Source organism: Longimonas sp. (assembly GCF_046498435.1).
In the GTDB taxonomy this organism is placed as follows: Bacteria; Bacteroidota; Rhodothermia; order Rhodothermales; family Salinibacteraceae; genus Longimonas.
Genome location: NZ_JAWOAR010000234.1, coordinates 1 through 11,181, shown reverse-complemented (window position 1 = coordinate 11,181; position 11,181 = coordinate 1). Strand labels below are relative to the sequence as shown.

10 protein-coding genes and 1 pseudogene are annotated in these 11,181 nt (G+C 59.9%); 7 read left to right on the top strand and 4 right to left on the bottom strand.

Annotated elements, in window-relative coordinates:
* From R6U20_RS08930 to rfbF, 6 genes and pseudogenes are all read left to right on the top strand, one after another.
* Positions 1–524: pseudogene (locus R6U20_RS08930) on the top strand (hypothetical protein); the annotation flags it as partial.
* A 51-nt stretch (positions 525–575) separates the two neighbouring features.
* On the top strand, positions 576–1,670 hold the full coding sequence (locus R6U20_RS08925) for an NAD-dependent epimerase/dehydratase family protein (RefSeq protein ID WP_410337508.1): 1,095 nt from the start codon (positions 576–578) through the stop codon (positions 1,668–1,670).
* 76 nt (positions 1,671–1,746) lie between these two features.
* Positions 1,747–2,292: a dTDP-4-dehydrorhamnose 3,5-epimerase gene (gene rfbC, locus R6U20_RS08920; RefSeq protein ID WP_410337507.1), complete on the top strand. Its 546-nt coding sequence runs from the start codon at positions 1,747–1,749 to the stop codon at positions 2,290–2,292.
* A gap of 142 nt (positions 2,293–2,434) precedes the next feature.
* Positions 2,435–3,127, top strand: coding sequence for a dTDP-glucose pyrophosphorylase (locus tag R6U20_RS08915; RefSeq protein ID WP_410337506.1), 693 nt, complete (start codon positions 2,435–2,437; stop codon positions 3,125–3,127).
* 78 nt (positions 3,128–3,205) lie between these two features.
* Positions 3,206–4,519: an NAD(P)H-dependent oxidoreductase gene (locus R6U20_RS08910; RefSeq protein WP_410337505.1), complete on the top strand. Its 1,314-nt coding sequence runs from the start codon at positions 3,206–3,208 to the stop codon at positions 4,517–4,519.
* 47 nt (positions 4,520–4,566) lie between these two features.
* Positions 4,567–5,439: a glucose-1-phosphate cytidylyltransferase gene (gene rfbF, locus R6U20_RS08905; RefSeq protein WP_410337504.1), complete on the top strand. Its 873-nt coding sequence runs from the start codon at positions 4,567–4,569 to the stop codon at positions 5,437–5,439.
* Positions 5,440–5,636: 197 nt separating this feature from the next.
* Here the strand turns inward: rfbF and nadB are convergent, their stop codons facing one another.
* The 4 genes from nadB to R6U20_RS08885 form a co-directional block, all read right to left on the bottom strand.
* A complete protein-coding gene (gene nadB / locus R6U20_RS08900; protein ID WP_410337503.1) occupies positions 5,637–7,238 on the bottom strand; it encodes an L-aspartate oxidase in 1,602 nt (533 codons plus the stop codon).
* A 228-nt stretch (positions 7,239–7,466) separates the two neighbouring features.
* Positions 7,467–8,604, bottom strand: a protein-coding gene (gene prfB / locus R6U20_RS08895; RefSeq protein WP_410337502.1) for a peptide chain release factor 2 whose coding sequence is annotated in 2 segments (ribosomal slippage) — positions 7,467–8,534 and positions 8,536–8,604 — 1,137 coding nt in all. Because the reading frame shifts where the segments join, the coding sequence is not laid out codon by codon here.
* 137 nt (positions 8,605–8,741) lie between these two features.
* Positions 8,742–9,083, bottom strand: coding sequence for a hypothetical protein (locus tag R6U20_RS08890; RefSeq protein WP_410337501.1), 342 nt, complete (start codon positions 9,081–9,083; stop codon positions 8,742–8,744).
* Between the two features lie 37 nt (positions 9,084–9,120).
* Positions 9,121–10,326, bottom strand: coding sequence for a pyridoxal phosphate-dependent aminotransferase (locus tag R6U20_RS08885; protein WP_410337500.1), 1,206 nt, complete (start codon positions 10,324–10,326; stop codon positions 9,121–9,123).
* 366 nt (positions 10,327–10,692) lie between these two features.
* Here R6U20_RS08885 and R6U20_RS08880 point away from each other — a divergent pair.
* The coding region (locus R6U20_RS08880; protein WP_410337499.1) for a TIGR03643 family protein at positions 10,693–11,181 on the top strand (489 nt) is incomplete at its 3' end.

Sequence of the window (11,181 nt, the reverse complement as noted above, 5' to 3'; positions counted from 1 at the left end):
GGTTTACTGCGTTCTTGAAGGCGTATTGCTGGGGTGGAGACCCAAGCCCGCTTTTTGGACTTATGCGGACCGATGTACTCCGCTCCACGATGCAGCACGGCAGCTTCCCCTCGGCTGATCTTATACTGATTGGCGAGCTCACCCTCTGGGGGGGCATCTATCAGGTGCCAGAGCGGCTTTTTCTGAACCGTGTGCATGACCAGAACTCAACAAAGTCGAACGACAAACAGATTGGGGCAATATGGAACTGGTTTGATCCGAATCGGAGCGAAGCCCCTACCTGGTTAGAGCAACGATGGCTCTCTGAACTGTACCGTGCCATTTACCGGGCTCCACTCACGGCACACGAGCGACGTGGCTGTATCATGGCATTCATGCGCTACTATGCCCTTCGTCACAGCCGCCAGTATTTGAAAGAAACGTTCTACTTTGCAACTGCTCGTCTTGGACTCCACCAAGAAACGCCCCCGCCCCGTGTCATGGGGCTGCGTGCCGTCTACCCGTACTTTTGGGAAACCTCATAAGCACATGCGGTACCGACCGTGCTTTTCCACTCATTCCTACCTTCTCCTCCCATGAAAATACTCGTTACAGGAAGCCAGGGCTACATTGGATATCCCCTTGTTTCGATGCTCCATGCCCGCGGCCATACCGTGACCGGGCTCGACACCGGCTATTATGCCGATGGAGCCCTTTACGCCATGGACTGGCCTGAAAGCGTTCAGCAAATCTGGAAAGACATCCGTAGTGTGGAACCGTCTGATCTGGAGGGATTCGATGCCGTCTGCCACCTGGCCGAACTCTCAAACGATCCCCTCGGCAAACACAACGAGGCGAACACCTACGCCATCAACCATGCTGGCAGTGTTCATCTGGCTCAGTTGGCGAAAGCGGCCGGCGTGGAGCGGTTCGTCTACACCTCATCATGCAGCGTGTACGGCGTAGAAAATGGCGACGCGTTCAAGACAGAAACGTCCCCGGTGCATCCCCTAACCGCATACGCGCGCTGCAAGGTGCAGGTCGAAGCCGACCTGCAGGCCATGGCCAACGACACATTCACGCCCACCTTTCTGCGCAATGCCACAGCGTATGGCCCTTCCCCACGCCAGCGCTTCGATATTGTGCTGAATAATCTTACAGGCGTCGCCTGGACCACCGGCGTCATTAACATGCGCAGCGACGGCACGCCCTGGCGCCCACTCGTGCACATTGCCGATATCGGGCAGGCCATTGCCTGTGTCCTCGAAGCTCCGCGCGATGCCGTGCATAATGAAGTGTTCAACGTCGGACACTCCGACGAAAACTACCAGGTGCGCGATATTGTCGACATCGTGGCGCAGACCCTCCCGAAGTGCGACGTTTCTATGGGAAACAGCGACGGCGACGACCGCAGCTACCGCGTATCGTTTGACAAGATTGCCACGCATCTCCCCGGCTTTACTCCCGCCTACACGCTGCGCGATGGGGCTCAACAGCTGGTCGATCTGTATGCGGCAATCGATCTCTCACCAGAAGACTTTACGTTTCGGGCCTTCACCCGCCTGAAGCAACTGAGGCACCTTATTGAGACCAACCAGATCGATGACCGCTTCTTTTGGCGCGATGGGGTAGAACATGCTGAACCCGCCATTTCGGGAGCCCCTCGCGTGTCGGTCAATAGCCTGTACTAAAAGCCTGTACTAAATCTATCAGCCGTCCGACCAGACGGCACCATGCTCTTTCTCTTTTCCAGATATCATTCTCGCTATGCAATTTACTGAAACCCGTTTACCCGGGGCCTACCTTATCGATCCAGAGCCTCATAGCGATGAACGCGGTTTCTTTGCACGGGTGCTTTGCGTTGACGAACTCGCGGAGCACGGGTTAAGCATGGATATCGTGCAGGTTAACATGAGCTACAGTGCTCAGGCTGGCACGCTTCGCGGACTTCACTATCAGGCTGAGCCGTATGCCGAGGCTAAGATGGTACGCTGCACACGCGGATCCGTGTTCGATGTGATGGTCGATCTGCGCCCCGACTCCCCCACTCACCTTCAATGGGTTGGCGTGGAGTTGAGTGCAGAGAATCGCCGCCTGATGTACGTGCCAAAGGGCTTTGCCCACGGGTTTCTAACGCTCACCGACAGCGCCGAGGTCATGTATCCCGTTACCGCCCGATATACGCCCGAAGCCGAGCGTGGCCTGCGCTACGACGACCCAACACTCCGCATTGAATGGCCGGCCCCTGTGCGTACGGTTTCCGAGAAAGATCAATCCTGGCCTCTCCTCTATGCCTCCACTCCTGTGCTATGAATACCTCACCCACGCCTAAAAACCGGCCCGTGGCACTAGTCCCCGCCGCGGGCACGGGCAGTCGGGTAGCCCCCCTGCCCGGCAGCAAAGAACTCTTCCCGATTGGTAGCCAGTCCGATACGGCCCACGCCCCCCCCGCCCCATGGTCGTGTCACAGCATCTGCTGGAAGCGTATCGCACCGCAGGAGCCGATACCGTCTACTGGATCCTGCGCGACGGCAAGTGGGACATTCCGGCGTATTGGGGCGATGGCCACCGCCTTCAGATGCACTTTGCCTACTGCATGATGCACCATGACTACGGCGTTCCCTTCACCATTAACCAGGCATTTCCGTTTATCCGCGAGCGCACCGTACTGCTCGGGTTTCCAGACATCCTGTTTCATCCCCCCGACCTCTTTGCCCAACTCCATCAACGGCTGCTTCAGGGGGATGCGGATGTCGTGCTCGGCTGCATGCCTGTAGACAACCCCGCCACCGTGGATGTGGTTGAGCGTGCTTCGAACGGCTCCGTGCAGGCCATCCACGTAAAGCCCACTGATTCGCCGCTACGCACGGCCTGGATGGCTGCGGCCTGGCGCCCCGCCTTCACTCACTGGCTCCACGAGCAACTGGCCGCTCTGCTCGCTGAGCCCAATGCCACCGCTACGCTTAACGCCCATGAGCCTCACCTTGGCCACCTGTTTCAACGCGCCATTGACGACGGACTGATCATCCAAAGTGTATATGTACCCGATGGGCGTTTCCTCGACATTGGCACTCCTAAAACACTCCACCACGCTATGACCACCGCACTCGATACGCTCCTGGCCCCCCGCCTGCCTGTTTCTTCCTAATTCTGTTCTCTGCTACCCTCCTCCCTCTTGCCGCGTGCGTCAAGCGCACAGGCCCCCCATCAAACGTATCCTCGACCCATGATTCTTGTAGACACTGCCTTAAAACAACGCGAAGCCGATAATAATCCCATCCGGGTGGCCCTGGTTGGGGCGGGCTATCAAGGACGCGGTGTGGCGCTTCAAATTCTCACTGCTATTACCGGGATGCGCCTCGTAGCGGTATCCAACCGAACCCTTTCGCGCGCTACGGAAGCCTACGCCCAGGCCAACATTGAGGACGTGACCCACGCACGTACCGTGTCCGATCTGGAGCAAGCCATGGCCTCGGGCCGCTATGCGGTTACCGAGAACGCCGACCTGGTCTGCCAAGCCGAAGGCATCGATGCGATTATTGAAGCCACCGGCACCTTCGAGTTTGGTGCGCAGGTAGCGCTTTCAGCCCTAAAGCACGGCAAGCATCTTATTCTCTCCAATGCCGAACTGGATGCCACGCTCGGCCCGATCTTGAAGGTCTATGCCGACCGAGCCGGGGTTGTGCTTACCGATATCGACGGCGACCAGCCCGGCAGTATGATGAATCTGCACCGGTTTGTGGATACCATTGGCTACCGCCCGGTGCTGGTGGGCAACGTGAAAGGCTTGCTCGACCACTACCGCACGCCCGAAACCCAGCAGGAATGGGCCGAAAAGCATGGACAGGATGCCCACATGGTCACCTCCTTTGCTGATGGCACTAAGATCTCAATGGAGAATGCCGTGGCCGCAAATGCAACTGGCTTTCCTGTCGGACAGCGCGGCATGTACGGTCCCCGATGCGATCATGTAAACGAGGCCGTCGATCTGTTTCCGAAAGATGAGTTGCTTGACACGGGGCTCAACGATTACGTCATTGGTGCCGAGCCGGGGCCGGGCGTGTTCGTAATTGCGTACAACGACCACCCCACGAAACGCCGGTATACTTCCGTCCTCAAGATGGGCGACGGGCCGTTTTACGTGTTCTACACGCCGTATCATCTGCCGCATCTTGAAGTGCCTCTGACCGTAGCGCGCGCCGTCTGCTTTGGCGATGCCACTGTGGCCCCACTTGGCCCGCCCGTATGCCACGTCCTCACGATGGCCAAGCGCGACCTCAAACAAGGCGAGACCCTCGACGGACTTGGGGGCTTCTGCACGTACGGATGGATTGACAATGCTGACGTGGCCTACCGCAACAACCTGCTGCCGTTTGGACTCTCGAAGGGCGCCCAGCTTGTACGGGATGTCCCCAAAGATCAAGCACTTACGTTTGATGACGTAACACTGCCTGAAGATCGCCTCGTAGATCGCCTGTGGGACGAGCAAACGGCTCATTTTGAAATGGCTGCGGCCCCTGTTGCTACGGCTACAGCATAACACGACCTCATAAACCGTATCGCTCAAGCACTACTCCCTACTCAACCATGAAAGCTGTAATATTAGCCGGCGGATACGGCACGCGTCTATCCGAAGAAACCGATGTACGCCCCAAACCAATGGTCGAGATCGGGCACCGCCCCATTTTGTGGCATATCATGAAAATCTATGCGCACTACGGCGTTACGGATTTCATTATCTGCTGCGGATACAAAGGGCGCTACATTAAGGAGTACTTTTACAATTATCATCTCCAAAATGCGGATATGAAGATCAACCTCACGACCCGTGACACAACGTTTTTAAACGACGAAACGGAGCCGTGGACGGTATCGCTCATCGACACGGGAGATGGAACGCTCACCGGTGGCCGACTGAAACGTGTTCGCCATCTGCTTGACGATGAGCCTTTCTTCTTTACCTATGGCGATGGCGTTGCCAACATCGACATTGCAGCATCGCTCGCGTTTCACAGAGCGCATGGACTGCTCGCCACAATGACGGCGGTACAGCCTCCCGGTCGATTTGGTACGTTTACGCTGGCTCAAGACAGCGTGGTGAAACGCTTTCGCGAGAAGCCACAGGGCGATGATGCCTGGATCAACGGCGGGTTCTTTGTGCTCGACCCTGCCGTCATTGATTACATTGACGGCGATGACACCTCTTGGGAACGCGATCCGCTGGAGCGACTGGCCCGCGACAATCAGTTGGCGGCCTACCAGCACGATGGATTTTGGCATCCCATGGACACACTCAAAGACAAAAACACACTGAACGATCTCTGGGATGGTCCTGACTCTGCTCCATGGGCTGTGTGGAGCGCTGCTCCCGAAGCTCTTTCGTCCAGTACAGACCACGGCCCCTCGGCCCCCCGCCGAAATGGAGACGCCACCTCCACCCGCTCGTATGTATCATCATGATACCGTATTGCTGTAAATGAGGGGCTGTCATTGCATCGAGCTGGAGAGATGCTGAATCTGTCCCCAGAAAAGGAGATCCCAGACCTGCTCCGACGACCGTCGGGGCTGTCCGGGATGACTTTTTGGGACGAAGGCTGTGCCTGATTCGGACACTCCCCAAAAGACTGGTACCCCGGCGCCGTGTCTCTACTCTCTTCCTACAGCCGTGTGGCGCGCTGCTCGGTGGCCTCGGCTTCGGGATAATCGACGGTGTAGTGCAGTCCTCGGCTCTCGCGACGCATGCGGGCGCTTCGCACGATGAGGTAGCACGTGGTGATCATGTTGCGCAGTTCGCAGAGACGCGTGGAGACGTGCGCCTCCTGGTAAAACGCTTCGGTTTCTTCGTAGAGCAGGTGGATGCGACGGGCGGCGCGTTTCAGGCGGACATCCGAGCGCACAATGCCGACGTAGTTCGACATCACACGCTTCAGTTCGTCGCGGTTGTGCGTCATCAAGATTTCCTCGCCGGGCGCTTCCGTGCCGCTGTCGTCCCAATCGGGAATCGGTTTCGGGGTGTAAGCGGTGTCGAGGTCGTCTTTCGCAACCTGCATGGCCCGGTGCCCAAACACGAGCCCCTCGACCAGCGAATTGCTTGCGAGGCGGTTGGCGCCGTGGAGTCCGGTGCACGCCACCTCGCCGATGGCATAGAGCTGATTGATCGAGGTCCGCCCATGCGCATCCGTCTGTACCCCGCCACACATGTAGTGCGCAGCAGGCACAACGGGAATGGGCTCCTCGGTGATGTCAATGCCGTACTGCTGGCACGTCTCTGCAATCATGGGGAAGTGCCCGCGGATCTCCTCGGCGGACTTGTGCGAGATGTCGAGCCAGACGTGGTCGTCGCCGTGGCGCTTCATCTGGTCGTCGATGGCGCGGGCTACAATGTCGCGCGGGGCGAGCTCGGCGCGGTCGTCGTACTCGGGCATGAAGCGCTCACCCGCGGTGTTGTACAGGCGTCCGCCCTCGCCGCGCACGGCCTCGGAGATGAGGAAGGAGTCGGCATCGGGGTGAAAGAGCGAGGTCGGGTGAAACTGCACGAACTCCATGTTCGATACGCGCGCTTTGGCGCGATAGGCCATGGCCACGCCATCGCCCGTAGCCACAGGCGGATTCGTGGTGTGCTGGTAGACCTGTCCGCATCCCCCGGCCGCCAGGATCGTGGCCTGTGCCTGCACGGTGTGCACGGTGCCGGTAGTGCGGTCGAGCACGTACGCGCCAAAGCAATGCACATCCGGACGCATGCGGTTGACGTGCTGCCCCAGATGGTGCTCGGTGAGCAGATCTACAGCGGTGTGCTGCGGGTGCAGGTCGATGGACGGATGCGCATGCACCTGCTCCATGAGCGCCCGCTGCACCTCGGCCCCGGTGGCGTCGTCGGCGTGTACAATGCGGTTGGCCGAGTGGCCGCCCTCGCGTCCCAGGTGCAGCGCATCGGAGCCGCTTGTGCGGGTGAAGTGCGCCCCCCACTCGATGAGTTCGCGGAGCCGCTCCGGCCCCTCGTTTACGACGATCGAGACGATCTCCGGATCGCAGAGTCCGGCCCCGGCATCCAGCGTGTCTTCGATGTGCTGCTCGGGACTATCGGATTCGTCGACGACCGCGGCAATCCCGCCCTGCGCATACGAGGTGTTGGTTTCGCTGAGGTCGTCTTTCGTGATGACCGTAACGTGTCCGTACGCCGCCGCTTTCACCGCAAACGTAAGTCCGGCTACGCCGCTGCCGATGACGAGAAAGTCGGTCTGTGGAGTGATCGTATCCATATCCCGTTGTTCGTTAGGGGGATGCGTAGGGTTTGCTCTGTGGTGAACATCCTGGATCCCGGATCAAGTCCGGGATGACTTCAGACGAGGGGCGTGCTGCGCTTTGCTGGTAATCAACTCATACCGAATCTGGTTGCAGCATTGCGGTGAGGACGTACGCAGTTGCGATGCACACCCCGTCATCTCGTCGCGGAGCATGACCTCCCCGCACGAGGAAGCGTGTGTTACTCACGACTCCACCGGGTTGATGCCTTTCTTGCCGTGGGTCAGGTACGCCTGGATGAGCGGGTCGATCTCGCCTTCCAGAATCGCCTCGGCATTCGAGAACTTCGTCTCCGTGCGATGATCGTTCACCATGGTGTACGGATGCAGCACGTACGAGCGGATCTGGCTGCCCCACTCAATGCTCTTCTTGGAGGCTTCGACCTCTTCGCGCGCCTGCTCCTGCAGCTCCTGCTCCGCCTGATACAAGCGGCTCTTGAGCATCTTCTCTGCGCGCTCGCGGTTCTGCATCTGGCTGCGCTCCTCGGTACACTCGGCGACGAGTTCGATGTCGTCGCCATTCGAGAGCGTGCCGTTCCAGATGAGGCGCACGCCCGTAGCCACCTTGTTCACGTGCTGCCCCCCTTTACCGCCGGAGCGGAAGGTTTGCAGCTCAGTAGATCCGGTGCTCAGGTCCACCTCGATGGTGTCGTCCACCTCGGGATACACAAAGACACTGGCAAAGGAGGTGTGGCGGCGTCCGTCGGAGTCGAACGGAGAGATGCGCACCAGGCGGTGCACGCCGCGCTCCGATTTCAGGTAGCCGTACGCATGGTCGCCGGCAACGCGAAACGTTGCGCTCTTGATGCCCGCAGCCTCGGCAGGCTGATAGCCTAACATCTCGGTTTCGTAGCCTTCCTTCTCGGCCCAGCGGCTGTACATGCGCAAGAGCATGCTGGCCCAGTCCTGACTTTCGGTACCGCCTGCGCCCGGATTGATCGTCACGATAGCATCGCGGTGGTCGTCGGGGCCGTCGAGCAGGCTTTTCATTTCGAGGTCGTCGAGCTTCTGCTCTAACGTGCGAGCTTCGGCGTCAATTTCGTCGCTCAGGTCCTCGTCTTCTTCCGAGGCCAGCAGCTGAAGCGTTTCGAGCGTCTCTACATGCTCCTGGAGCTCCTTCCACGCATCGAGCCATTCCTGCTCGCGGGCAATCTGCTTTTCGACGGTACGAGCGCGCTCCGGGTCGTCCCAGAACGACGGGTCGAGGCGCTCCTGATTCAGTTCAGCAATGCGGGCTTCGCGCTCAGCCGGGTCAAAGATAGCCCCCGAGCGCATCGGTGCGCTCATAGAGGGTGACAAGGTCCTGCTCGTTGTACTGGCTCATAGACGAATGCAACTGGTTTTATTTGCAATAACGGATTCTTACTGGCGGATGCACCATGCGGTCGCCGTGTGTTCGGATGGATGGGCCAACCCGGGCGTTCCCTAATCACGACGAACTCAAGTTGGAAGCACAACCGACTACGCGACAATCCACGTATAGAGCGCCGACCCCAATGCGCCGCTGGCCGCGCCCCACACCGCGCCGATGCCTGTGGGGAGCGCAACAAGCACCGCCTGGGGCACCCCGCCCGTCGCATCCGCCAAAAACGAAAGGAGCGCGAGCGTTCCGGCATCGCTCACCACAAATGTGTACGCCACGCCGCCCGTCCACGCCAGCCCCACGCCGAGCGCGCCCACCACAGCGGGATAGCGCGCCCCAGCGGCCGCCATTCCGGCCAGCGCCGTGGCAGGCCAGCCGATGAGCACGTGCAGCCCGGCGGCGAGCGCCGCAATTCCCAAAACGTACAGTACGGTGCGCATAGCAGATTGGGGATGCAAAGAGATGTGCAAAGTCCGGCTATCCGTTCTGATGCTTAGCGGCAAAGCGCTGAATCCGCCAGACCGCCTCTTTGACGTCGTCGAGTCCGGTGGCGTAGGAGCAGCGCACGTATCCGGCCCCGCTCGGACCAAACGCATCGCCCGGTACGCAGGCCACGTGCTCTTCTTCGAGGAGCTGCTGCACGAACTCCTCCGAGGAAAGTCCGGTGGAGCGGATGTCGGGGAAGCAGTAGAAGGCGCCTTCGGGCTCAAAGGTGGGCAGCCCCGCCTCGTTGAGTCCGTCGACCAGCACGCGGCGGCGGTCGTCGTAGGCCTGGCGCATGGTTTCAACTTCGTCCTGACACTCGGTGATGGCGGTGTGCGCGGCGATTTGGGACACGGTGGGTGCGCTCATAATCATGTACTGATGCACCTTGTAGAGTCCACGCAAGATCGGCGCCGGGGCGCATGCATAGCCGATGCGCCAGCCCGTCATGGCGTAGCCTTTCGAGAAGCCGCCCAGCAGAATGGTCCGCTCGCGGAGTCCGTCGATGGAGGGTACGCAGACGTGGCCGCGCTCGTGGGCCTCGCCGTAGACCAGGCGGTCGTAGATTTCGTCGGAGATGACGAGCAGGTCGTGCTCTTGCACCAGCGTAGCGATGTCTTCGAGCGTGTCGCGCCGCAGCACCGCGCCGGTGGGGTTGTTGGGATATCCCAGGAAGAGCGCTTTCGTGTTGGGTGTGATGTAGGATTCGAGCGTCTCGGCGGTGACCTGAAAGTTGTTCTCGACGCTCGTGGGTACGTGCACCACATTCGCATCTGCAAACCGCGCGGTGGGCGCATAGGAGACGAAGCACGGCTCGGGGATGAGAATCTCATCGCCGGGGTCGAGCACCGAGAGCATGGTAAGCTGCATGGCCTCGCTCACGCCTACCGTGGCCAGGATCTCATCCTCGGCATCGTACGAGACGCCGTAGCGACTGGACAGCTCGTGGGCAATGGCATCGCGGAGGTCGGCGCGTCCGGCGTTGGCGGTGTAGCTGGTTTCTCCGTTGTTGAGCGCGTCGATGCCGGCCTGCACGGCGGGCTGCGGCGTCACGAAGTCCGGCTCCCCGATGCCGAGCGAGATCACGTCGTCCATCGTCGCTGCAATCTCAAAGAAGCGCCGGATGCCGCTGGGCGGCGTGGAGCGCACGCGTTCGGAGAGGTAGGTTTCCAGATCGGCGGTGACAGCGGCATCAGACATAAGCAGCGGCATGGGGGTTGGGGAAAAGCACAAAGCATGTGATGTACCGCTGCTACGGTAGGGAGATCCGGGCGGTTTGTGCATGCGTGTGCTGGTGTGGCACGCTCTGCCAGATCCAGGGAGATCTTTCGGTTCGGCTGCGCCTCTCTCAAGATGACAGCCTACGGAGTGGATGTCGTGGAACCATCTCCGGCTCGGTTGACAGACACCTGCCGAGATGGGAAGCGCTCTCGGACGTTAGACATCAGCCCTGACCTCCAAAAGCGCTTTTCGTGCATAATACGAACGCCCGCGTTGAGAACGCACCCGGCATCCGCTATACTGCGGACACTGATCGTATCCCCTTTGCTACATTCTATTTTGCTTATGGCTGACCTCTTCCAAAACTACATCGATGGCACCTGGCAGGCCGCTGCAACCGGCCAAACATTTGCCAGCCGCAATCCGGCGTCATTTCAAGACGTGGTGGGCCACTTTCCCGCCTCGGGCCCCGCTGACGTAGACGATGCCGCCGATGCCGCCCAGCGCGCGTTCGACAGCTGGTCGAGCACCCCCGCTCCCGAGCGCGGACGCATCCTGAAACGCATTGGCGACCTGCTCCTGGAGCGCAAAGACGACCTCGCCGATGCCATGACCCGCGAGATGGGCAAGCCCCTCAGCGAAACCCGCGGCGACGTGCAAGAAGCCATCGACACCGCCTACTACGCCGCTTCCGAATTGGAAGACAGGACCCCTTTCGATGCCATCTTCCACCAATTTGGCATACCCGAAAAGGCAGTCATCAAATTGATGCGCCGGGAAATGAAAGAAAGCGCTTTCAAAAGGTGGAGAAAAAGGGTTCAAAACCGAAGTACA